The following is a 23,438-nucleotide window of genomic DNA, read 5'->3' as shown; positions in this document are numbered from 1 at the left end:
TTGCGGTTTTTTATCGCAGCCTTACTTAGTTAGAAGCATAGAAGTACGTTGAGTCACCGTTGAATAGATCATGTAATCATTATGTTCATTATTCGCTCATAATATTAACAATATAAACCCTATCTAAATCTTATGGTTATGGTTATGGTTATGGTTATGGTTACATAAAAAACAATACCCAACATTATCGTTTTATTAGTTTATATTCAGATTAATAAGTAGTCACGCAAAAGTTATTGTGAATTTTTCGCCGTAATAATTTAATATGTTTTTGATGTTAATACTGAGGTCTTCAAACGTTTTGAACGCTTCACATGGTAACCATTCATATTTTACTTTCTTCCACAATATCTCAATGATATTGAGCTCTGGAGAGTACGGTGGTAGATAACAAACTAATACATCATTCATCAACCACTCATGCAATTTTTGTTTAAATTTTGCTGACCTATGAAAAGAGGCATTATCTAAGATAATAAAGCATGGCTTATCGTTTTTTCGTGCGTTGATAAAGTGCTCAAATGCATCAATTACTGTATCGGTAGTTACTCTTCCTTCCGTTGTTTGAAAACTCAATTTACCTTGTCTACTTAAGAAGCCAAGAACATTGAGCCGTTTGCTGTGTGAATGAGCAGGCCTTAGCGATTGAACACCGATAGGTCCCCAACAATAAGGAAGATTAGATTTCTGACTAAAGCCTGACTCATCAAAATAAAAGAGTTCACATTTATTCGTACGTTCCATTTCAATCAATGAATTCAATATATTACTGAAATTATTGAATTTCATATCGTCACGCTTTAACTTTAATGAGTGTCGGGCTCTTTTGTAACTGTAATCACTTTTTTTATATTTCGTTTAATAGTGTCTAAGCTGGATTTTTTACCTGTTTCTTCTTCAAGTATTGCTTGTGCTCGTTTAAGTTGATGTGGCTCTTCATCAACCAATGACTTCAAACGATATACTTCTGCTTCTGTGTAAATAGGTTTTCTACCTATACGAACAGCGTCATACAATCCGAGCATTCCACAGGCTTCCCAATGGTCTATCCATGACGATATGGTCTCAAATTTAGCGTCTAAAATATCAGTTAACGCTAAAATAGAGTAGCCTTTATCACTGAGAATAATCGCATGTGCTCGTATTCTTACTCTATTTTTTGGATGATTAGCGATCGCTTCTTTTAGGGTTATTTTTTCATTGTCTGTTAAAGGATTAACTGCTTTCATTATGATATAGACACTGACGTTAAAATACTCATTTTAATACCATATGGATATATGGATATATGGTAAAGGCGAAATCTTCATTCTCGAAAACTTATCATTAACTACTTATGACTGATAATCTACACTTTAAATTACCAATTAAAAAATAAGTAATATAACCTTTGGGTATTTAAGAAAAACAGAGTGCTAAGTTATGTTAATAATCACAGGATCTCTAATGATAAAAAACTCGATTCTAGATAATGAATTTTTTATTTACGAAAAAATACATAGTCGAAATAAGCAATAAAAACGAAAAATAAGCCACAACAAATAATAATCGATTAATCACACATTTTATCTACTTTATCGGGTTCCACACCATGGTTCATATCTCTCAAATCATTCCACTAATAAACAAACGACTCCGAGAATTGCAACCACAAGAAGCCCTTCAATTTAACACCTACAAAAAAGATCGTGCATTTATCATTTACTGTATCGATGCGACACACTATCAAATACTAGAAAACGGATTTAAGAACGCCTCGTTTATCGGTAACACTGAAAGTACAAAAAACAGGCTAAGAAGTCTTTAAAGAGAGAATTCCCTAGAAGTAACACCGTTTGGGTCGACGACTATCAGCATGTGAGATCGCCACTGGAAATCAACGAACATCATTCCGCTCAAATCTCATTATTCTAATTTGATATAAATAAAAAAAGCCTGCATAAATACAGGCTTTACGATTGAATTCGTCTCTTTATTATTTAGCAGGAGCGAAATCAGCGGCGGCTGCACGGTGCGCTGTATAAATAGCTTCACCGTCACTTTCTGCATCAAAAATAACCGTTACATCAGGCGAGAATAAAATTACATCACCAACTTCAGCAACGTATTTATTCCCTTCGGTGTCACGAACAACAATCTTGCCTTTCGTGATCACTTTGTACTCTACTGAATCATAAATATATTCAAATTCAACGCCTGGAGACATTGTGAAATGACCCATTGTTAATGAATTAGTATTATTAGTTACTGCAACCTCAGCCATATCGCTTTTTAAGCCCGATACATTTAATAATTGGCTAAGGTCGTTTAATTTAAAGCTACCTGATTTGATAAGGGTAATACCTGGTTTTTCAGTTAATGTTGTCATTAAATAATTCTCGTTATATTTGTTTAATGTCCACCTTTAACACAACACATCGTTATATTAATTAAAATCAAGGTGGTATACCTCGTTGGTATGCCACTGATTCTAGCTACATTCTGCGACGTAACAAGCCAGTATAAACGTAAAACATTATTACAAAATAAACAGCAATCACAATTTGAATCCACAAGACTAATACACAAACAATCATAGTCTTAGCGGTGACTTATGGTCAAATTCAACAACAAAAAACCTCGTAAAGGTAAAGTTTAATAAAAAAGCGGAGTAGAACACTCTACTCCGCTTTGAGTTTTAAAGCGTTTCTTTACTATTATTTATATCGAATCATTGGCGAAAACATAAGCCTACTTTTTTCGCATCTAGCTTTGATTCTTGTATATAACTGGATCCTATACAGCTAGAATAATGACTAAATACCATTCTAATTATATCTTTAGATGTACCTTTTTCGGCCTGTTTTTTCACTTTATCAAAAGCAATAGACATACAACGTTTTTTATAAGGCTCGATATTTACTTCACAGTGGTCGGTCGAGGAAAATTCCATACAACGACGAAATTTCGTTCCTCCACACAGCGTTTTATTCATGGTAAGGACTACCTTGAGTAACTCTTTACGCGATTCCAACTCTCGCTTTTTCTCAGCCGCAAGCTCATCAAGATTCGCGACTTCAAATGAGCGTTTCGCAAGAACAGAACCAGCATACAAAATTTCTAGCGTCCAACGGCCTGACACCAACTCCGATTTATCACCGAAATACCACATCGCCAAATTATTATTATGCTTAAACATAGTATCCGTCCAACTAGACACCGTAGAACGTTTACCCGTTTTAGGATCGATAATTTCAGGGTGTGTCATACGCACTGTGATAGGGAGTTTCACTCGCATTTTTGAGTGTGGATCTGCTGCTTTATCATTATCTTGTATTGGCGGTTCGACGGCGTAACGGATACCAATATATTGCCCAACCGACGGAGTCACTAACTGAGAGGAAAACATGTCATATTTATCATTATTTTTAGAAATCAAACCTCCCTCAATAATACTCACTCGTGGTGCCTCTAGATTTGATATCCCTTTCCCGACTAACGTACCGGTTTGACTTTTAGCGTAAGGGGTTCCTTCAACAGACAGTAATTTAAGCTCATTCGTACTTGGCAATATTATGTCAGTCAGCGGATTATTAAACGCAATCACTTCTTTTAATTTCGTTAATGGAGATACATCAATACGAGTTAATTGATTATTATTCACCTCAACGGCAACTAACGCCTCACTCGAACCAAAATCAATCTCACTCAGTTGATTGTAATCCGCTTTTATTTTAATTAACTGCGATTGTTGACTGAAATCTAACGTTTTCAATTGATTATTACGCACATTAATAAAATTAAGATGTTGATTTGAAGAGAGATTAAGCGACGATAGTTGATTCCCCTCAATGACTAATCGTTCTAAATTAACAACAGCAGACGTATCAATCGTTTCAATTTGATTATTCGACAATAAAATCACTTTCAAAGCAGGCATGAATTGAATTTCATCGACGGAATGAATCCCCATACGATTACAATTTAATGCTTTGATTTTCTCTAATACTGGTTGGTTCTGTTTCTCAACACAAAGAGAAAACTGAGGATCATTAAAGTCAACATCACTTATTAATATTGGCTGACTCGCATAGCTAAACGTATTCAAAAAACCAAGACTAAGAAAGCCCAATGTTAACGTCGACATCTTCATTTTTAATGATCCTTATTGTCACTTTATTATAGTTTAACTTACTAATGTAAAATGTTTAAAAACAAGCGTCTACGTTAGACCCATCATATTATAAAATTCAGTTAAATTGCCTAAGCATTCAGTAAAAATAATCTCGATTTATTAAAAACCAATCCGATAAAACGGAAAACACTCGGTAATCAAAGACGACCGAGTGTAATCAATAATGTTGATTCTAGAGTATGACTGGTTATGACGAGAACATACGTTAACGACGACAAACATAGGAATGTCTTTTACACCAACACTTGTCGTGTATTTGCGATGTAATGATGGATCTGACGTTCGGTTTTCGAATCAATCATCTCTTTCGGTCGGCAGCTATTTGGACACGGCATGTTTGGTGTTGTACCAAAAAGTCGGCATATTAACGGTCTTTCTTCGTATACAGTACACCCCTTAGGCCCCAAATGAACGCAATCAAATTCATTTAATGCCGCCTCATGCTCTGCATCACTTTTCACTGGCAAACGCGACATTTCTTCCGAAGACGTCGTCACAGGCCCACAGCAATCGTGACACCCTGGCGTACATTCAAACGTTGGAATGCGCTCACGCAAACTCGCGATTATTTCTCGGTTATTGTTCATACATACCTAACTTTTGTTCAATCCACCTTTATTATAACGCCATACCTAATTCACTGGAAGTTGAGGAGGATATTTAAATTAGCAGTATGTAAATCTACCACGCCCCACAAAACTGTCGCTCACAAGGCGTTCCATCATCATCGCCATCGATCTTAACGTTTGGACAATAACGAAGGTAGAACTTCGCTTCATCGCATGAATTCATTTGAGTACAACGGGTTTTTCCTTCACACCTAAAACCCGTGTTTTGACGTACTCTTATTGGCGCTTCCGATTCATCATAAGAAGGTGGTGAATAAAATGGAGTGACTTCCCAAGTAATAAAAAAGAGATAAAGAAAAAATAGAGTGAAAATAAAAAATAAGGTAATCACTTTGCTTAGCCTTACTGCTGTCGCATTAGTGACCTTCAAAGGTTTAACGTTTATCAACGAAATGGTGTTGGCTACTTTTTTACCATCCTCATAACCAATTAAAAAGACAACTTCATCACCTACCCTTGGCCTGCGGTATCCTTTTTTAAACTGTGAAATATGAGCAAATACTTCATTATCATTATCGGGATCATTCCCCCGAATAAAACCAAACCCTTTATTATCAATCCAACGAACAACTTGACCTTCCATACCACTACCTTCCCCAACAACGTATATATTCCATAACCCTTTAATAGGCAATAAAACCGAAATATTATCACTTCAAACAATAAAGAATCAGGGGAAGTATGATTTCACTGTCACCGATATTAATTTCTGCTGAAAATTACGCAAAGACGGAGCGATGGATAAATAAAAAAGTGCAATATAGGCTAAAAATACAACCCAAAGTAATAACCAACCAATTAAATTGCTTGGAATAAATGTCAAATATACCGAACGAAACACATTCAGTTAATGTGTTTCTATTCGATACGTATTTAAGTGTTGTTATTTTGTCGTTTTAACACCAGCATGACCGAGTAATCTGAAGTTCCAATTCTCTACTTCATTTGTCTCAATACGCGCTATTACTTTCATCATCCAACTGCCTGATAGTTTGCTTTGTTGTTTTAACTTAAGCAGACCCTCGTTGTTAAGCGGATCACCAAAAAATACGTCACAGACTTCACGTAATGTCATTGCGTTAGGAACTCGTTCAATCAATTCCAAAGGTTCATCTGCGCTAACCATTCCCGGTTGAATGACACGATATAACCAACCACAACGACTTATCTCTTGCATATCAACAGAGAAATTCTCGACTTCCCAACGTTTATTCAATTTAAAACACGGAGAACGAGGTTGGCTAACTTCTATAATGGCGTCGCCCCATTGGTAGCGATCTCCCAAGCAAACCGTCTCTTCAGTCATTCCTTCTGAGCTCAGGTTCTCACCCATTCCAGGAGCCCCCCAATGAATATCACCCCCATATTTTTCTTTCCAGTAAGCATAATGCTCTAAAGGATATTGATGCAAGGCACGCTCTACTCCACCGTGGTGGTGAGAATCGGCGCATTGATCACCTTCTAATCCTTCAAGAAAAAGATATAAGCTCTTCTCAATTGGAGATTTATTTATTGCGGTATCAAAGCCATAATGATGTTCCACTTTTCCACGGTAAATTCTATTAAGATAGTTCTTTTTCATTTCACTAGCCTCACTTGCTTACTGGATATTGTTCGACGTAATCGTATAGCACGCTTACAATCGAAACCAATGGTACTTTAAACCTGAAAGGCTAAATATATAATATCGAGTTAATTCATTTGTTATGTTTGTGCTAAAAGTAAAGAGAAAACCAATAAATGCCAGAGAGATATTGTCTCTTTTATAAAATAGAAGAAAATGATATGGTGCAAAAACTCATTCAACAAGGAGATGGTTATGTCTAAATTGGCACTAATTACGGGAGCAAGTCGAGGTATAGGAAAAGCGATTTCTCACTACTTTGCTCAGCAAGGTTATTCACTTATTTTAGTCTCATTAAATAAAGACAACCTCAATGCCACAAAATTAGAGTTAGAAGCCCACTACCCGTCGAGTTGCATCGAAACCATCAGCGTCGATTTTAATAACCCCGCAGACGTTGAATCTGCCATCTCTTCAATCATTGCTGAGCATAGCTCTATCGATGTAATGGTAAACAGCGCAGGTGTTCTCATGGCAGGACACACGAACTTAACGCTAAAGCAGCTTTCTGAATTAATAAACGTAAATCTACTTTCTACGATTACGGCCTGTAATTTGGTTATCGAAAAAATGAAACAACAAGGCTATGGTGAGATTTATAATATTGGATCAACCGCAGGTTTAGAACCCGTACCAAAGATCGCCGCGTACTCTGCCACAAAAGCCGCTATTGTGAGTTATAGCCAATCGCTTTATCACGAACTTCTTCCCTTTAATATAAAGGTATGTTGTTTATGTCCAAGCGTTGTCGATACTGACATGACCAACGATGGCCGTATTATGAACAACCTAAAAATCGAAACTCAAGATTTAACTAAAGCCATCGATTTTATACGCAACTTGTCGCCAAGTGCCAGTATGTCGACACTCTCTATACGTTGTAAAACCATTGATTTAGAAAAGTAATTATTTCAATTTGGTAGAGAACATCAGATAGAATAGACAATGAAAATAATCACCGTTAACTGATTATTATTCAATCAACTTACGCTTCATTCTCATCGCATACCGTGACCACTAATTCGTCATTGTCGTTAGTGGTCACTTGAATTCGAATCGGTCGACAACAAACGCTGCAATCATCAATGTACTCTTGCTCACGATCTTCGTGATCAACCAGAATCACAATGGATTCATTACAGTAAGGGCAAAGTATTGTTTCTTCGTGTAAAAACTCCATAGCGCCTCTTTAAATCATCATCGTATCTTCTACTAAGTTTAGAGGACAATTCAAAATAATCGAATCAATGAATTTGTCGATATGATATAAAACGATCATCAATCTATTTAAAACAAAAACGCTCGTCCCTAAAGGTACCGAGCGTAATAAGTTCCAGTGATTGATGTGGGTATTTTACAAGCCGCCAGCTAAATCTAAGTAATTCCCTGTAGAAAATGACGATTTCTCTGAGGCTAACCAATAAATGGCTTCGGCAACTTCTTCTGGTTCACCCCCTCTTTGTAGCGGAATCACACTCTTCAACCTTGCTATTCGCTCTGGCTCTCCGCCATCGGCATGCATATCGGTATGAATTAACCCCGGGCGAACACAATTAACTCGAATGCCTTCTGCTGCAACTTCCAAAGACAACCCTTTCGTTAAAGTATCAATCGCACCTTTTGACGCGGCATAATCGATATACTCATTGGGAGAGCCCGACCGTGCGGCACCAGAAGACACATTAACAATCACACCACCTAAACCACCATGTCGAGTAGACATACGCTTGACCGCTTCTCTACAACATAAAAAATAGCTCGTGACATTATTTGTAAGTATGGCGTTGATCCGATCAGCCGTCATGTCTTCTAAGCGTGATTGCGTTTTCAAAATACCAGCATTATTAACAAGAACAGATAGCGTACCTAATTCACTATCAACCGTAGAAAATAGTCGAGTGACCTCTTCTTCGCAAGACACATCCGCTTGAACCGTAATGCACTTCCCGCCTTCTGCGATTATTGTTTTAGCTAATTTATTCGCGGCGACTGCGTTCGATTTATAGTTGATACACACCGCATAACCTTCTCTTGAAAAAAGTAGTGAGGTTGCTGCACCAATGCCTCGACCACCACCGGTAATAACCGCCACTTTTGGAGTACTCATCAATCTGTCCTTATATTCTGAATGTACGTAATGTTAGCAAGAACATTATCTATTAACTGACAACGTATAACGAACAACGCCATTGTCTTCCATATTAAATGCCCAAACACTTTGTCCGGAATAATATTCAAAGCGATTTTTTTTGATGTCCACAAGAGTAAGCTGCGATATAAAAGCATCGCGATCTTGTTTATCGATAACAAAGCGACCAACCGATGTATTAAGGTCAAGATCATTACTTACCTCAATTTTTTTCGTTGATTCAGGCAAAATATTGGGTAACCAACCCCGAGTGAAAAGCTTATTTTCCAACGCATCTTGGTAGGTCGGATAATAATTATCCATAACATCACTGCACCCTACAATGAGAAAGGCAATAAGCCATACAAACTTTTTCAATACTATTTCTCCAATGACAACTGACCTGCATACTACGCACTTATACCTATTCAAACATACCTAACATTGACACTAAAAAAACAGAAGTACTCGGTAAGTTAGCACGACCGAGGGTTGTAAATTATGTTGATGTATTTATGGTTAAATTTCGTTTTAAACCATTAATTTTAAAGCGATGTATGGCACTAGATTAAAGATTAGAATTCCAATTTTATAATTAGCCAAATATTTAAAATACAATGACGGAAGTTCTGATGAAGAGATGCCAAGTATTTTACTGTGGACGTTAATAATAAAATCGTTAAATAAAGTAAGAAATAACGCAGCAAAAACTAAAAACCCCATATTTATTATGGAGCACCAACCAAAAAATACGGTGATGTCATTAATGTTAGTCATAAATTAATTATCCTTATGTTTAGCCCTACATAACAGACTTACTACTATACCTAAGATTGATCATTTAAAACGAGAAATACTCGGCAAACTGAAGGTGTAGAGTGTAAAGAATCGTGTCGATGAAATTATTACGGCCAATACTTAACCGCGAAGGATTGTCACCTTAATTTTAGGCAGTATCCGTTGTGTTTTCTTTCTTACCTTATCTGTCGATAGACCTAATGTTAAAAGTATAGATATTAAGAATAAAACAAACATAGTAACGATAGGATCCTTCAGTTTGAGCCATTGAAGAAATCCAAACCAAATACATATCTTCACAATAAAACCATGCCATAGATAAACGTATATAGAATTACTTCCATTTTTTGATAGCACGCTTTTTTTCCTTGGAATCACCATTAATATTGCAAAAGAGCTTATAAAAGAAACACTGTATAATACCAGTCGAATGCCAACAGCTCTCCACCCATCAGAACCTAATTTAGCGTAAGGTATGCTGCCATACAGCCAAGTATGAGAAAAATCTGTTATTAATAAAAAAAAGACCATATTAAAGATTAAAATTACAAAATATACTGATTTAGGGATCTTTCGAAGTTTTTTACATTCAATTAAGTTTCCTATCCATTTATAACCAACAATAAAAAATGGCAAAAAATAAATTGTCCTCAATATCCCCATAAAATAACCAATGCTATCAATATATCCTGCAATTAACGATATCATCAAACTAAAACAAACTGGGTAATGAGACTTTAACAAGATAGGAAGTAATAGCTTCCAAATAAACAAGCTAAATAAAAACCATAACAACCAGAATGGTTGAAAATTAACAGTATAACTACTAAGAGAACCAGTAAATAAAAAATAGAAAGCTTCATATAATAAGGTAAACATAAAAAATGGAATAAATATCGAATTTATCAGTTTTATCATGTTTTCTTTTTTAAATTCGTTTCGACTAAATACACCAGATAACATAACAAATATAGGCATATGTACAGAATATATACTCATAAAAATTGATTTAATTATATTATTAGAATTAATCAAAGGTTCTATAAAATGTCCCAACACTACTAAGGTAATCATAATACATTTTGTATTATCAATTAAATATCTACGAGTCATAAGTAGTCACGCAAAAGTTATTGTGAATTTTTCGCCGTAATAATTTAATATGTTTTTGATGTTAATACTGAGGTCTTCAAACGTTTTGAACGCTTCACATGGTAACCATTCATATTTTACTTTCTTCCACAATATCTCAATGATATTGAGCTCTGGAGAGTACGGTGGTAGATAACAAACTAATACATCATTCATCAACCACTCATGCAATTTTTGTTTAAATTTTGCTGACCTATGAAAAGAGGCATTATCTAAGATAATAAAGCATGGCTTATCGTTTTTTCGTGCGTTGATAAAGTGCTCAAATGCATCAATTACTGTATCGGTAGTTACTCTTCCTTCCGTTGTTTGAAAACTCAATTTACCTTGTCTACTTAAGAAGCCAAGAACATTGAGCCGTTTGCTGTGTGAATGAGCAGGCCTTAGCGATTGAACACCGATAGGTCCCCAACAATAAGGAAGATTAGATTTCTGACTAAAGCCTGACTCATCAAAATAAAAGAGTTCACATTTATTCGTACGTTCCATTTCAATCAATGAATTCAATATATTACTGAAATTATTGAATTTCATATCGTCCCGCTTTAACTTTAATGAGTGTCGGGCTCTTTTGTAACTGTAATCACTTTTTTTATATTTCGTTTAATAGTGTCTAAGCTGGATTTTTTACCTGTTTCTTCTTCAAGTATTGCTTGTGCTCGTTTAAGTTGATGTGGCTCTTCATCAACCAATGACTTCAAACGATATACTTCTGCTTCTGTGTAAATAGGTTTTCTACCTATACGAACAGCGTCATACAATCCGAGCATTCCACAGGCTTCCCAATGGTCTATCCATGACGATATGGTCTCAAATTTAGCGTCTAAAATATCAGTTAACGCTAAAATAGAGTAGCCTTTATCACTGAGAATAATCGCATGTGCTCGTATTCTTACTCTATTTTTTGGATGATTAGCGATCGCTTCTTTTAGGGTTATTTTTTCATTGTCTGTTAAAGGATTAACTGCTTTCATTATGATATAGACACTGACGTTAAAATACTCATTTTAATACCATATGGATATATGGTAAAGGCGAAATCTTCATTCTCGAAAACTTATCATTAACTACTTAGCTAACTACCTATGACCTTGATTTTCATCCTCTTTGATTTGTGCATTTCTCCATAACTCATTGGAACAATATCCATATTTATAGGTTGGAAGAATAAGCAAAACTAAAAACAGCATAAAACCAATAGCAATTAACCAATTTGATATAAAATGAGTATCAACAAAACCCATGCTGTAAAAAGTAAGCATCAACAAAGGCAATGTCATACATACCTGAAAAATAAATAGTACTTTCCACACCCCACGCTCCCAAATCGCTTTTTGATATGCATAACCATAGGAAGCAGCCAGTACCCCAATCATAAAAGAGGGTAAGGCACTGAAGTAGTCGCCATTTTTAATTGAATATACCATTGAAAACACGACAAAAAACAACTCAATCCAAAACCATAATTTCCACATAATGAAGCCCCTAACTAGAACGAAAACAGACACCAATACAATGCGTTTATTATTGTAAAAATTGATTTTAATTTATTGCATTAAAACGAGAAAAGCTCGGTAAAAAAATAACGAGCTTTCTTGGTGCCACTACTGCATTTTCAGCACAAATCAATAATTGTATTAATTAAACAATGAATGAAGTTTATAGCCAACGAGTAATGAAATGTCTTTTTGATCCACATCAGAATGTAAATCGACAGTAGTGTAACGAACACCAATAAACCAATCCGTCATATTAAGATCCACCCCTGCACCGTATTTGAAGCCGTACGAGGAATCATCCATTGATGGTTCTGTCTTTAACATTGAATAGCCGATTAACCCATAGGCATCAAGATCGATAGCATCAGACAGCTCAAATCTCTTCCCTAAAGGAATATTTGCTGAAAATGCATACTTCTCTTTAAAGCCAGTTGAATCTTTAAGCGATGAATTTTTAATTATTTTCCCTTCAACTTCGCCACCAACGAAAAAAGAGTTCGCATAGATGTTTCTAGCGCCAAAATACCCATCAAACGCATCAAACGCATCACCAGTTTTATCTGATATTTCATGTGAGGAATAACCTGCCGCAACATATACATCTTGATATGGCGTATTTGTTTCTTCTGCAAATGTTGAAAATGAACATACGGTTACAAGCAATGGGAGTATTTTATACACTGTTTTATTCCATACAAAAATTGAAGCCGCAGTGTACTTATCGACCAAAAGCGAAGATATAGCATATCCAGACGGGTTCTCGTAAGAATATGCTAAATTAATGCTTCACTTATCGTAAGGTATGTATTCAAATAAGGCGATACCCCAACGGATTAAGGCCGTAATTAGCCACGGTTTATTATTGAGTTCTTTTAAATGGGCGTACCATACAAAGGTCATAAAAATATTGCTGCATTTAGTTATATTGCTGATAACCAAGAATTTTCTAATTTAAATATTTGATTATCAAAGTCAATGCTTACATTGATGCCTATAGCTTCAAGAAGTAATGATACGTTCCTAATTCTCTAACATAGCCTAGAGATTCATAAAGCTTCTGAGCGTTTACATTATCTTCTGCTGTCTCTAACGATAACCCTTTTACGTTATCCACTAAAGCCAACTCTTTTGCTGCATTCATTAACTGTTTTGCTACGCCATTATTCCTAAACTCAGGTGCAACATACAAATCATTTAATACCCATACTCTAGCTGCTGATACTGATGAGAAGCCATGATAAAGTTGAGTAAAACCCATGCCTTCACCACTCTCATTTAATGCTAAAAATATGACTGACTCTTCATTTTTAACTCTTTGAGATAAGAAATCAAAAGCTAATTCTGAGTTACTCTTTTGTCCATAAAACACACGATATGCATCAAACAGCGGGCTAACAATTCCTAGCTCACCAAGTTTTACTTTTACTATTTCCATATAAATAACTCCATTTTTAATGAGAAAGAGCCATATGGAATGAAAAATACCATCCACTGAAAATCGCTCTTAAATTGTTTGCTAGCCGACATCTACTCGATAAAGCGCATTGACTGGCTTTTCTACGAAATACGACCATACATGCTTAAACACTGCGTGTTGATTTGGAAATGGGACCAACTCTAGTGCTTCTTCTAAACTACACCACTTATATTCTGTATGCTCTTCATTTAGAACCACCTCTTGCTCTGGTGGACACATCACAACGAAAACAGGGATAAGCTGAATGACATTAACGCTAGCTTCATAAAATTGTTCTAGAAACTGAGCATTGAATAGGTTTGACACTTCAATTTGAGTCTCTTCCTTGAACTCACGAACGATGGCATCAATGCCGGTTTCCTCTTCTTCAATTGAGCCTGCGACATGACACCAAAAGCCACCTTTTACTCTTTTCATGAGTAGAATTTTTTCTTCGCCATCAATTTTAGATAATGCCACGCCTGACACAATTGATGTATTTAAAGGGATCATAATTAACCTCTTAAAGTGTTGTTATAAGCACTTTTTACCAACCACTACATCGGTAATATACTGCTCATTGTCATTCAAATATTGGATATCTGCTAGATACGCTAAATGGTGACCGTCTTTGATATTTTCGATAAAAGCTTGATTACCATTACTTGCTTCATTGTGCATATGGTCAACCAACGCTTGAACTCTCTCTGTCATTGCTTTAACTAAAACCAAACGATCAGCTTCAAGCAAACCATAAACATCACAAAACTGCTTGGCTCGTATAGACTGAGATCCTAAATCCCCCATTGCATCATACTCATGGGTTTTAAATGGAGCCCAACAATACACGGCATAAGCGATATCCCAAACTCGCGGCGCGGGATGCGCAGTATCAAAATCGATAATACCCACGGTTTCTGATCCAACCAATGCAACATTGTATGGCGCGTAGTCTCCGTGACAGATAACTTCCATAGGTTCTCTACTGGGAAGCATCCACTCTAATGATTCAACTGAATGATTTGATAGAAACGGACTAGATGCATCGTGGTATAAACGAAGAAGTTTAGCTGCAGAAGTCAGTGCTTCAATCGTGGCAATATTGCCTTTTAGCGGATAATTGAAAACCTCTCCTTCGACATAAGATAAAACTTCATTATCTTTGCCATCAAAACCGTAAGGCTTAGGAGCTGCATTAAAACCATTTTCGGCAATATGTGACAACAAACTATGTATGGTTTCAGACCACTTACCACGTGGTCGATAAACCTTATTCTCAGAGCGGAAAACCCGCCCTTCACGCCCACCTTGAAGTTCTTCCATGAATATCCTTATGAGTATTATTTATATTGTGCTTATTTAGCTATCATTCTTAATTGAATATTCTCTGGCCTTTTTCTGAATAACTGTCAACAAGGTGATTTCCTTGCTCGATTTGATGAATCCAATCACGCTCAACATTTAAAAATGATAGTAACATCTTAACTTTTAAACAGTTTCCTGATTGTACCTAAAGAAACCTTGAATGCCGAATCTAGTAAATCATGTTGATTGCTTTGTTAAACCGCAATGACACGCTATAATGACCGAATAATCAACCTAATTAGAGACCGTTATGACCACTAGAATTTTAGCCGATGTTGCAGCAAGCATTACCGAGTTTAAAGCTAACCCAATGAAAGTTGCTTCAAGTGCTTACGGTGAAGCTGTTGCGATACTAAACAGGAATGAGCCTGCATTTTATTGTGTGCCAGCAGAAGCTTATGAACTATTGCTGGATAGAGTTGAAGATCTAGAACTATTATCCCTTGCCGCAGAACGAGAGAATGAAGAAACTATTTCGGTAAACATCCATGACTTATAAGTTAGACTTCAAAAAGAGCGCATATAAAGAATGGAATAAACTCGGTGCAACACTTCGTGAGCAATTTAAGAAAAAGCTATTAGAACGCTTAGATAATCCTCACGTTCCTGCGTCAAAGCTATCAGGCGCTGACAATTTATACAAAATTAAGCTACGACAGTCTGGTTACCGATTAGTATACAAAGTTGAGGATGACGTAATAATTGTCACCGTTTTAGCTGTTGGCAAAAGAGAACGCAGCGACGTATACAAAAAAGCGATGCACAGGATTTGACCATGGCGGTTTAACGCCGCGTTGATGAATTTGTTATAATTTTATATATCAGCCATAGTCGGCAATTGACTACAGTTACGAACCATTAAAATATTTATGCTTAAGGTTACGCTATAAATAATGCGGTAATTACCAAAAATGATTTCACGATAATTGACTCTGTTTAGCTCAGGAACAAGACGACCTAACTCTTGAAATGAACCTAAATTCTCAGCTTTGTTGAATATATCATTAATCCATTTTTCTGCCACAGATGGATTGTCTCAATGTATTCTATTGTCTACCCTATTTTATCTAAAGCAAGCGGCGACCAAATAACATTCATGAACGTAAGCGTCTCAATATTTTAGAACGAGCATCTTCATTTGATAAACCAAAACCACTAGCGATTTGAGCTTCAGCTTGCTGCACTTCTTCCAGTAATTCTATTTTTTCTTGCATTGCTTCATATTCAGCAACGTCTAAAACTACCGCAACACCTTTACCGCGCAGAGTGATAACTAGGGAGTAGTTTCTAACAAGAGGCAAAGTTGTTGGGTCCCAACTAGTAACATCGAAAAAAACATTGTGGACAAAGCGATTTCTAAGCTTATTTATTTCATCAAGAAACTCATATTGCAGCTGGGTTAATAGTTCTAATTCTTGCGACTTATTTAGCTTTGCTTTGAATGATTGATATCGCCTTCCGTTGCTGTTAATTCCTGACTCTTCTAAAGCTCGAAACAGAAAATAATCAAAGTACAAATGACCAATGATTACTAACTGGATGGGCTCTGTATATCCTTAAGCAAATTCCTAGTGAAGATTTTGCTCGGTTGTGGGAAAAGCGTTGATATATCTTGCTTCAAAAACTCTTTATAGTACGTGCCCCTCCATGATGTCATTTGCCGATAAAGTACATCTGCTACAGTTTCCATGAAAATTCCTCCATGACGTGGGGTTCTCGTAAACATAACGCCTGCATAACACCTTCCTAGGTTCCAAGAATAACCGACACACTTTGGTATAGATTTGAGAGTCAGTTGCCTATAAGCTTCAAGCTCTCACACAATCAACTAAGGTAACCCCATGGGATACCAATATAAGCAACTGACACTAGGTGAAAGATACCAGATTGAAGCGTGGAATACACATAGTATTTCTGCTCGTGAAATAGGACAAAAATTAAAACGGAGCAATGGCTCCATTTCAAAGGAACTACGACGTTGTCCTGCTGGAAGCTATTCTGCCGAGCAAGCGCATAAACACGCTTTCCAAAAAAGAACACTTTCGATTAAGCACACAAAATGCAGCCAAAAGAATAAAAAAATAATTCACCTATATCTTCAGCTTGGTTGGAGCCCAGAGCAAATATCTGGACGAATGCGTAGAGAAAAAATAGAAAATACAATATGTTGCAGTACTATTTACAACGCAATTAAAAGAGAGCAGTGGCAAAGGATGCTTGCTCGAAAAGGCAAAAAATACAAACAACGCAAAGGTGTAGAAGCAGGAGCAAGACTCATTCCTAACCGCATTGATATATCTCAACGCCCTGCTATTGTCGATGATAAATCTGAGGTTGGTCACTGGGAAGGTGACACTGTTTATGGTCAAGACGGGTATTTAGTAACGATGGTAGAACGAGTGTCTAAGCTATTAGTTACGTGCAAAGTACGCAATAAATCCAAAAAGGCCGTTACTCGCGGGATAAATCGCATGATGAAGCCCTTTAAAGAGCTTTGCAAAACAATCACATTTGATAATGGCGGAGAGTTCGCAGGTCATGCTAAGATAGCTAAGCATCTGAACTGTGACATTTATTTTGCTAAACCTTACCATTCTTGGCAACGAGGTTTGAATGAAAATACCAATGGTTTACTAAGACGTTTTTTCCCAAAGGGAATGGCCATTGGAGAACTTACTGCAAAAGAGATTAAACAGGCAGAGTTTTTGATTAATTCTCGACCTAGAAAGACATTAAATTTTCTGAGTCCGAGCGAGTTTTTAAACGGTAAGAGTGTGTCGGTTATTGTTACGATCTAGCGTTTACTTGAGGGTAATAGTTACCCTCAAAATATTTATTTATACCTCATATTTATATGATATTTTTCATTTATACAAAATACACTTCCATTATTTACAAGATTAAACATACAAGTGTTTATCTCATCATACTCTTTGTTATGAATACATATTAAATCTAATTTAGATAAAGGAAGTAAAACTTCTGTTTTAACGCCATTCCATATCAGCTCCCCTTTAAGAGAGGAAAGTATTTCTTTTTCTAGATTCATCTTATGAACTTTCCTAAATAAATTTAAGTATATGTTGTTCTATCTATTTTAAAATTAACAATCATATCTTTTGTACTTAAGATATCCTTATTTATACTAATAATCTCAGTAATAACACTTTCTGATAAATTTACGCTTTCAGTAGTAATATCGTTAACAGCAACTGCATTTACGTTGATTTCATTGATAACTGAAGTTTGCTCTTCTGAGGCAGTTGCAATTTGGTGTCCCATTTCAGATAAAGAAACAAGGTTATTTGATACATTTTCAATATAACTTTCAGCATCATTAATTTGTTCAACACAGCTATTCATCAATAAGTTACTATCGTTAATTTTTTCTTGTACACCTGTCGTTCTTTCTTGTAGTACAGAAATAATGCTTTCAATTTTAATTGTGGATTCTTGAGTCTTCTGCGCTAGCATGCGAACTTCATCAGCTACAACTGCAAAACCACGACCTGATTCACCAGCCCGTGCTGCTTCAATTGCTGCATTCAAAGCGAGTAAATTAGTTTGATCTGCAATATTTCTTATCAAGACCAAAACAGAGGCAATTTGTTCACTATCTTTTTGAAGAAGTTCAGCAATAGTATTGCACTCATCAAGACTTTCGCTTGTATTATTAATTGCTGTTTTTGTTCCTTGAATTACATCTTTTGTTTCAATACATTGCTGTGATGATTCTTGTGTTAACCCTGCGGACTGGTTAATATTACTAGCAACTTCCATTGCTGCACATTGAAGTTCGTTAATTGCAGTTACTAACTGACTCATATTGTCAAATTGCACAACCATGAAATTTTTATTATCAGCTAAAGAACCTCCAATTTTATCAACACCAATCTTATTGTTATCTACAGAACTGCTAATTAAAGTTAATACTTCTGTTAAGTAGTTAATGATAAGTTTTCGAGAATGAAGATTTCGCCTTTACCATATATCCATATATCCATATGGTATTAAAATGAGTATTTTAACGTCAGTGTCTATATCATAATGAAAGCAGTTAATCCTTTAACAGACAATGAAAAAATAACCCTAAAAGAAGCGATCGCTAATCATCCAAAAAATAGAGTAAGAATACGAGCACATGCGATTATTCTCAGTGATAAAGGCTACTCTATTTTAGCGTTAACTGATATTTTAGACGCTAAATTTGAGACCATATCGTCATGGATAGACCATTGGGAAGCCTGTGGAATGCTCGGATTGTATGACGCTGTTCGTATAGGTAGAAAACCTATTTACACAGAAGCAGAAGTATATCGTTTGAAGTCATTGGTTGATGAAGAGCCACATCAACTTAAACGAGCACAAGCAATACTTGAAGAAGAAACAGGTAAAAAATCCAGCTTAGACACTATTAAACGAAATATAAAAAAAGTGATTACAGTTACAAAAGAGCCCGACACTCATTAAAGTTAAAGCGTGACGATATGAAATTCAATAATTTCAGTAATATATTGAATTCATTGATTGAAATGGAACGTACGAATAAATGTGAACTCTTTTATTTTGATGAGTCAGGCTTTAGTCAGAAATCTAATCTTCCTTATTGTTGGGGACCTATCGGTGTTCAATCGCTAAGGCCTGCTCATTCACACAGCAAACGGCTCAATGTTCTTGGCTTCTTAAGTAGACAAGGTAAATTGAGTTTTCAAACAACGGAAGGAAGAGTAACTACCGATACAGTAATTGATGCATTTGAGCACTTTATCAACGCACGAAAAAACGATAAGCCATGCTTTATTATCTTAGATAATGCCTCTTTTCATAGGTCAGCAAAATTTAAACAAAAATTGCATGAGTGGTTGATGAATGATGTATTAGTTTGTTATCTACCACCGTACTCTCCAGAGCTCAATATCATTGAGATATTGTGGAAGAAAGTAAAATATGAATGGTTACCATGTGAAGCGTTCAAAACGTTTGAAGACCTCAGTATTAACATCAAAAACATATTAAATTATTACGGCGAAAAATTCACAATAACTTTTGCGTGACTACTTATTTTTATTCTAAATGCTTTTAGATTAAGCATAATAGAACCTATTTCATCATTTTTAAATTTCGGTGTATCAATGAAATGACATAGTTCGCCAGTTCTAATATCTAGGCTCACAAATCTCTTTATTGCATCATTGATAAGTTTTATTCTTATATTAATGTCTCGCATCATTCTTATCGTAAAAATGATACTAGCAATTAATGTTACCAAGAAAAAATTGATATATACTTTATATTATCATTAAGGTTCTTTTCCATCCCCATCATGTAATCAGAAACATACCCATTATTTATAGCTGTCAATTCATCCGTTAAACTAAGAACATTAAGAATAAGCAATGTACTATCTTCATAATCAACCATATCAAATGTTAATGTATCATTGTATTTTTTTATTGTTATTTTCAATTGACCGAACGCTTTAATATCGGCTTCATTAGCATCAAGTCCACCGTATATATTAAGTTCTTTTTCTAGCTGTTCATTAATACCTCTCCGTCTTTTTTCTGCAACTTCCAAATTTATTTTACTAAAAATAAGAAGATCATTCTTTCTCATTTCATTAATCAATCCATTTATTCTATTAATACTGTTAAGCGAACCAATTATTTGTTCTTGTAAATATTTTTCTTTCTCTTTTACTTCAATAGAGGTTATATTAAAAATCAAAACCGATGAAGTAGATATTAATATTATTATACCTATCATTAAGTTGAAAAATATCTTCAATGTTATTTTGTTCATTTATATCTTTATCCTAATTAAGATTACATTACTTTTACATTAATTGCGTTTATATTAACAAATATCTACATTTAATAGAGATTCCTTTATTTTATTTTTATAATAAATAGATTTAAAATTAGAAATTGTTTTATTATAGTCCTCGTTATAAATATTCCCTATAACGTCCATTTTTTTATTTTATTGTTAATTATTTCAGCTTCACTACTCCCATTAGAAAGAATAATTTTATAAATCTCAATTATTTCTTTCAGACTAATAGGCTTTGAATAATAATAACCTTGAAGTATTGCATTATTATCAAATAAATTAATTAATTGAAACTGTGATAATCTTTCTATTCCTTCATAAACAATATTATTAGTCCCAAATGTCTTTATTTTTTCAGACAAAAAAACAAGATGTTTATATGAATGATAGTCTTTATCTATATAATCTATAATCGATTTATCTATCTTAACTTCATTAAACTTAATTTCACTTAATAATTTCGCTCTAGAGAACTCTTTTCCAAAATCATCTAACGAAACGTTAATTTTATTACATCTTAATATCTCAATATTCATTTTAAGCTTTTCAATATTTTTAATATCAAAATGCTCGGTTAACTCTATCGTAATATTAAATCCCTTAAACAAAGCAATAACTTTATTAATAAACTAATTGCTTATTAAACTAAAATAAGATGCATTTATAGAAACAGGGTAATTTATATTAGTATCAATAACATCAGAATAAACTAACTCTAATACTTTAGAATCCAAATGAACTGGTGACTTATAGTTTTTAACGAAATTCTCTACATCTAAACAATTTTTAGGTCTTAATAATGCTTCTATTGATACTAATTTATTTCTTCTTATTTTAGGTTGATATACCATTTCTGCTTCATTTAAATTCATTTATCTAATTAAAAATTAACGTTAATTACATTTGAACATCTTTGAAAGAAATGGAATATTCTTTTGGTGTGATGCCAAACTCCTCTTTAAAATACACGACTAAAAGTTCTACTGATTGATAACCACAAGAAAAAGATATATCTTCTAAAAGAAGCTCTCTTTTTTGCATAAGAAATAAGGCTTTATTCATTCTAACTTGTCTTACTATTTTCTTAAATTGAGTTCCAGCTTTCTTCAATCGTCTAATAAGTGTTGCTTTACTTACACCTAAAATTGAACATACATTTTCTATTTTATGATCACTAGGTTGCATTTTTTCTAAAACTTCATACACTTTTTCATTAAAACTGCCTTCAGAAGATAAAAATAGTACTTGAAGATAATATTCCTCTGCTAATAATAGATATAATCCATCTAACCACATATGTCTTGTATTTATATTCTTTAAAATAACATCAGATTGATGAAGTAAGTCTAAAGTCATTTTCAATTGATAATCTAGTTTAATATTTCTATATTTAGAAACTTCAAAATTTTTTACTGTTTGTTTAAAGAACTCAACTTTTGGTGGTTTAAAAAATATTATTTGCTTAGAAAAAAACAAACCGTTTATGGGGATATTTTCAAAATTCAGTTTACTATTAGCCCCAAGAAGTATTGCATCCCCATTTTTCAGGTTATATTTATACCGACCAAGAGATATATTTTTCATACCACTAAGGACCCAAATAATACATGGATTAATTATTACAACGTCTTTTAACTTTTGAACTTCTTTTGCTTTATAGCTAAAAGCTTTAAACAATTTACAATCCTAAATTTGTTTTCTTTTTTTAACATGTAGCACATTTTAATACATTATAAACAATAGTCTATAAGTAAAAGTGTCAATATAGTAATAATAATTAATGAAAAGTGACACTTTCATGGAAATATGCCAAATTTAAAAGAAATAGTTAACCTGAATTCTGGATAAAACATGCTTTAAGCGAGGATTAGTTCAAATTCACATTCTGATAGCTTAATTCGTGGCTTTTGTTTTTTTAAACAATAAGCCACAACGCCTGAAATTACATTTAGCATGAAACCAGTCACGCTACGATGACGGCTATGTTCAATTTGAGAGATATTCTTCAATTGGTCATTTATCGTTTCGATAATGTATCTCTTTGATAACATAGCCTTATCAAAAGCACTTATCTCTTTTGCTTTCATGTTTTTTCGCGAGGTAGTCACTAAATCGACATCAGAGTTCTTTAAGCTCTCACTCAACTTTTTACCTATGTACCCTTTATCAGCGTACAATTTCCCCGAGAGTTCTTTGCATAAATCAGGTACAGGAGTCCTATCATTTACATTGCCAGCTGTGATTTTCAGCGAAATAATTTCTCCAAGATGGTTAATCAATAAATGAAGTTTGAAGCCGAAAAACCATCCCATGGTACCTTTTCCTCTTTTCGCAACACCATCAAAGACTTTATGGCGAGGAATTCGAATGTTATGGCATACTTTAAGACTCGTGGAGTCAACAAAAGCAATGCCAGTCGGCTTACCTTTGATAGATTGAAAATAGGCACACATTGGGGCGATTAGGCTAGGCATTTTGCTCACAAATCGAGTGTAGCTAAGTAAATTTGGAAAGTATCCTTTCCAATATTGATGAACTAACCCGATATAGAAGTTCTTGAAATCTCTATGATTTGATTGATGAAAAGCGATGACAATAGTCATACATTCACTAGTAGACATTACTGACTGACGTTTTCTTTTTCTCTCACTAGCCTCAACAAGGTATTTTTCCCATTGAGATAAGAATTGATAACAAAAATCATCGACATCACAAAATATATCAACTAATTTATTCATCTTGCCCACCTTTTAAAATACGTTCAAATAATTCTTGGTCGAA

General features: G+C 34.6%; 28 protein-coding genes and 3 pseudogenes. 5 read left to right on the top strand and 26 right to left on the bottom strand.

Annotated elements, in window-relative coordinates:
• Window positions 1-222: 222 nt before the first annotated feature.
• From VSAL_RS22765 to VSAL_RS07960, 6 genes are all read right to left on the bottom strand, one after another.
• A protein-coding gene (locus tag VSAL_RS22765) for an IS630-like element ISVsa8 family transposase (RefSeq protein ID WP_085941784.1) occupies window positions 223-1,229 on the bottom strand; the annotation gives its coding sequence in 2 pieces (ribosomal slippage) (window positions 223-851 and window positions 851-1,229; 1,008 coding nt in all).
• Window positions 1,230-1,975: 746 nt separating this feature from the next.
• Window positions 1,976-2,368 (bottom strand): hypothetical protein, encoded by a 393-nt coding sequence (locus VSAL_RS07980; protein ID WP_012550149.1) that lies wholly within the window; start codon window positions 2,366-2,368, stop codon window positions 1,976-1,978.
• A 342-nt stretch (window positions 2,369-2,710) separates the two neighbouring features.
• The gene (locus tag VSAL_RS07975; protein WP_012550148.1) at window positions 2,711-4,132 is read right to left on the bottom strand and encodes a DUF3859 domain-containing protein; all 1,422 of its coding nucleotides are present in this window, start codon (window positions 4,130-4,132) and stop codon (window positions 2,711-2,713) included.
• 275 nt (window positions 4,133-4,407) lie between these two features.
• Window positions 4,408-4,761: a YkgJ family cysteine cluster protein gene (locus VSAL_RS07970; RefSeq protein WP_012550147.1), complete on the bottom strand. Its 354-nt coding sequence runs from the start codon at window positions 4,759-4,761 to the stop codon at window positions 4,408-4,410.
• A gap of 94 nt (window positions 4,762-4,855) precedes the next feature.
• Window positions 4,856-5,386 carry a cold shock domain-containing protein gene (locus tag VSAL_RS07965; RefSeq protein ID WP_012550146.1) on the bottom strand — a complete coding sequence of 177 codons (531 nt, stop codon included), beginning with the start codon at window positions 5,384-5,386 and terminating at the stop codon, window positions 4,856-4,858.
• A 300-nt stretch (window positions 5,387-5,686) separates the two neighbouring features.
• Window positions 5,687-6,385 (bottom strand): MOSC domain-containing protein, encoded by a 699-nt coding sequence (locus VSAL_RS07960; RefSeq protein ID WP_012550145.1) that lies wholly within the window; start codon window positions 6,383-6,385, stop codon window positions 5,687-5,689.
• Window positions 6,386-6,622: 237 nt separating this feature from the next.
• Between VSAL_RS07960 and VSAL_RS07955 the strand changes: the two genes are divergently transcribed.
• Window positions 6,623-7,333 carry an SDR family NAD(P)-dependent oxidoreductase gene (locus tag VSAL_RS07955; RefSeq protein ID WP_173362129.1) on the top strand — a complete coding sequence of 237 codons (711 nt, stop codon included), beginning with the start codon at window positions 6,623-6,625 and terminating at the stop codon, window positions 7,331-7,333.
• Between the two features lie 79 nt (window positions 7,334-7,412).
• On the opposite strand, the gene VSAL_RS07950 is transcribed toward VSAL_RS07955, so the two are convergent.
• From VSAL_RS07950 to VSAL_RS07895, 12 genes and pseudogenes are all read right to left on the bottom strand, one after another.
• Entirely contained in the window at window positions 7,413-7,607 is a 195-nt protein-coding gene (locus VSAL_RS07950) for a CPXCG motif-containing cysteine-rich protein (protein WP_012550143.1), read from the bottom strand.
• Window positions 7,608-7,781: 174 nt separating this feature from the next.
• Window positions 7,782-8,534 carry an SDR family oxidoreductase gene (locus tag VSAL_RS07945; protein ID WP_012550142.1) on the bottom strand — a complete coding sequence of 251 codons (753 nt, stop codon included), beginning with the start codon at window positions 8,532-8,534 and terminating at the stop codon, window positions 7,782-7,784.
• 45 nt (window positions 8,535-8,579) lie between these two features.
• Window positions 8,580-8,933, bottom strand: a complete 354-nt coding sequence (locus VSAL_RS07940; RefSeq protein ID WP_231850905.1) for a YbbD family protein — start codon at window positions 8,931-8,933, stop codon at window positions 8,580-8,582.
• A gap of 153 nt (window positions 8,934-9,086) precedes the next feature.
• Window positions 9,087-9,332, bottom strand: coding sequence for a DUF6868 family protein (locus tag VSAL_RS24170; RefSeq protein ID WP_044583246.1), 246 nt, complete (start codon window positions 9,330-9,332; stop codon window positions 9,087-9,089).
• Window positions 9,333-9,473: 141 nt separating this feature from the next.
• Window positions 9,474-10,466, bottom strand: coding sequence for an acyltransferase family protein (locus tag VSAL_RS07930; RefSeq protein WP_044583245.1), 993 nt, complete (start codon window positions 10,464-10,466; stop codon window positions 9,474-9,476).
• Between the two features lie 6 nt (window positions 10,467-10,472).
• Window positions 10,473-11,479 (bottom strand): IS630-like element ISVsa8 family transposase gene (locus VSAL_RS22755; RefSeq protein WP_085941784.1). Its coding sequence is split into 2 segments (ribosomal slippage): window positions 10,473-11,101 and window positions 11,101-11,479, totalling 1,008 coding nucleotides; the frame shifts between segments, so codons are not numbered across the junction.
• 105 nt (window positions 11,480-11,584) lie between these two features.
• On the bottom strand, window positions 11,585-11,980 hold the full coding sequence (locus VSAL_RS07915; RefSeq protein ID WP_044583244.1) for a hypothetical protein: 396 nt from the start codon (window positions 11,978-11,980) through the stop codon (window positions 11,585-11,587).
• Between the two features lie 162 nt (window positions 11,981-12,142).
• The gene (locus VSAL_RS07910; protein WP_231850904.1) at window positions 12,143-12,685 is read right to left on the bottom strand and encodes an outer membrane beta-barrel protein; all 543 of its coding nucleotides are present in this window, start codon (window positions 12,683-12,685) and stop codon (window positions 12,143-12,145) included.
• Window positions 12,686-12,805: 120 nt separating this feature from the next.
• A pseudogene (locus VSAL_RS23210) lies at window positions 12,806-12,955 on the bottom strand (DMT family protein); the annotation flags it as partial.
• A 40-nt stretch (window positions 12,956-12,995) separates the two neighbouring features.
• Window positions 12,996-13,439, bottom strand: a complete 444-nt coding sequence (locus VSAL_RS07905; RefSeq protein WP_044583243.1) for a GNAT family N-acetyltransferase — start codon at window positions 13,437-13,439, stop codon at window positions 12,996-12,998.
• Window positions 13,440-13,520: 81 nt separating this feature from the next.
• Window positions 13,521-13,973: an NUDIX hydrolase gene (locus tag VSAL_RS07900; protein WP_012550137.1), complete on the bottom strand. Its 453-nt coding sequence runs from the start codon at window positions 13,971-13,973 to the stop codon at window positions 13,521-13,523.
• A gap of 21 nt (window positions 13,974-13,994) precedes the next feature.
• A complete protein-coding gene (locus tag VSAL_RS07895) occupies window positions 13,995-14,783 on the bottom strand; it encodes a phosphotransferase (protein ID WP_012550136.1) in 789 nt (262 codons plus the stop codon).
• 292 nt (window positions 14,784-15,075) lie between these two features.
• Here VSAL_RS07895 and VSAL_RS07890 point away from each other — a divergent pair, with 292 nt between their 5' ends.
• On the top strand, window positions 15,076-15,324 hold the full coding sequence (locus VSAL_RS07890; protein ID WP_012550135.1) for a type II toxin-antitoxin system Phd/YefM family antitoxin: 249 nt from the start codon (window positions 15,076-15,078) through the stop codon (window positions 15,322-15,324).
• On the top strand, window positions 15,314-15,598 hold the full coding sequence (locus tag VSAL_RS07885; protein ID WP_012535033.1) for a type II toxin-antitoxin system RelE family toxin: 285 nt from the start codon (window positions 15,314-15,316) through the stop codon (window positions 15,596-15,598). Before VSAL_RS07890 ends, VSAL_RS07885 begins: the two co-directional genes overlap by 11 nt.
• A gap of 41 nt (window positions 15,599-15,639) precedes the next feature.
• Here the strand turns inward: VSAL_RS07885 and VSAL_RS07880 are convergent.
• Both VSAL_RS07880 and VSAL_RS07875 read right to left on the bottom strand, forming a co-directional pair.
• Window positions 15,640-15,875, bottom strand: a pseudogene (locus VSAL_RS07880) (type II toxin-antitoxin system RelE/ParE family toxin).
• A gap of 44 nt (window positions 15,876-15,919) precedes the next feature.
• Window positions 15,920-16,102 (bottom strand): annotated as a pseudogene (locus VSAL_RS07875) (type II toxin-antitoxin system prevent-host-death family antitoxin); the annotation flags it as partial.
• A 564-nt stretch (window positions 16,103-16,666) separates the two neighbouring features.
• Between VSAL_RS07875 and VSAL_RS07870 the strand changes: the two are divergent.
• A complete protein-coding gene (locus VSAL_RS07870) occupies window positions 16,667-17,623 on the top strand; it encodes an IS30-like element ISVsa7 family transposase (RefSeq protein WP_012549047.1) in 957 nt (318 codons plus the stop codon).
• 35 nt (window positions 17,624-17,658) lie between these two features.
• On the opposite strand, the gene VSAL_RS07865 is transcribed toward VSAL_RS07870, so the two are convergent.
• Both VSAL_RS07865 and VSAL_RS07860 read right to left on the bottom strand, forming a co-directional pair.
• Window positions 17,659-17,874: a hypothetical protein gene (locus VSAL_RS07865; RefSeq protein WP_012550133.1), complete on the bottom strand. Its 216-nt coding sequence runs from the start codon at window positions 17,872-17,874 to the stop codon at window positions 17,659-17,661.
• 23 nt (window positions 17,875-17,897) lie between these two features.
• Window positions 17,898-18,650, bottom strand: coding sequence for a methyl-accepting chemotaxis protein (locus VSAL_RS07860; RefSeq protein WP_231850903.1), 753 nt, complete (start codon window positions 18,648-18,650; stop codon window positions 17,898-17,900).
• 222 nt (window positions 18,651-18,872) lie between these two features.
• On the opposite strand from VSAL_RS07860, the gene VSAL_RS22750 reads away from it, so the two are divergent.
• A protein-coding gene (locus VSAL_RS22750) for an IS630-like element ISVsa8 family transposase (protein ID WP_085941784.1) occupies window positions 18,873-19,879 on the top strand; the annotation gives its coding sequence in 2 pieces (ribosomal slippage) (window positions 18,873-19,251 and window positions 19,251-19,879; 1,008 coding nt in all).
• A 208-nt stretch (window positions 19,880-20,087) separates the two neighbouring features.
• On the opposite strand, the gene VSAL_RS07840 is transcribed toward VSAL_RS22750, so the two are convergent.
• From VSAL_RS07840 to VSAL_RS07820, 4 genes are all read right to left on the bottom strand, one after another.
• The gene (locus tag VSAL_RS07840; RefSeq protein ID WP_044583241.1) at window positions 20,088-20,627 is read right to left on the bottom strand and encodes a hypothetical protein; all 540 of its coding nucleotides are present in this window, start codon (window positions 20,625-20,627) and stop codon (window positions 20,088-20,090) included.
• 158 nt (window positions 20,628-20,785) lie between these two features.
• Complete coding sequence (locus tag VSAL_RS23520) at window positions 20,786-21,265, bottom strand: EAL domain-containing protein (protein WP_044583240.1); 480 nt, start codon at window positions 21,263-21,265, stop codon at window positions 20,786-20,788.
• 289 nt (window positions 21,266-21,554) lie between these two features.
• Window positions 21,555-22,334: an AraC family transcriptional regulator gene (locus VSAL_RS07825; protein WP_012550132.1), complete on the bottom strand. Its 780-nt coding sequence runs from the start codon at window positions 22,332-22,334 to the stop codon at window positions 21,555-21,557.
• A 179-nt stretch (window positions 22,335-22,513) separates the two neighbouring features.
• Window positions 22,514-23,395 (bottom strand): IS982-like element ISVsa6 family transposase, encoded by an 882-nt coding sequence (locus tag VSAL_RS07820; RefSeq protein WP_012548944.1) that lies wholly within the window; start codon window positions 23,393-23,395, stop codon window positions 22,514-22,516.
• Between the last annotated feature and the right edge of the window lie 43 nt (window positions 23,396-23,438).

This window comes from Aliivibrio salmonicida LFI1238 (genome assembly GCF_000196495.1).
Lineage (GTDB): Bacteria > Pseudomonadota > Gammaproteobacteria > Enterobacterales > Vibrionaceae > Aliivibrio > Aliivibrio salmonicida.
This window is presented reverse-complemented; position numbering and strand designations above follow the sequence as displayed.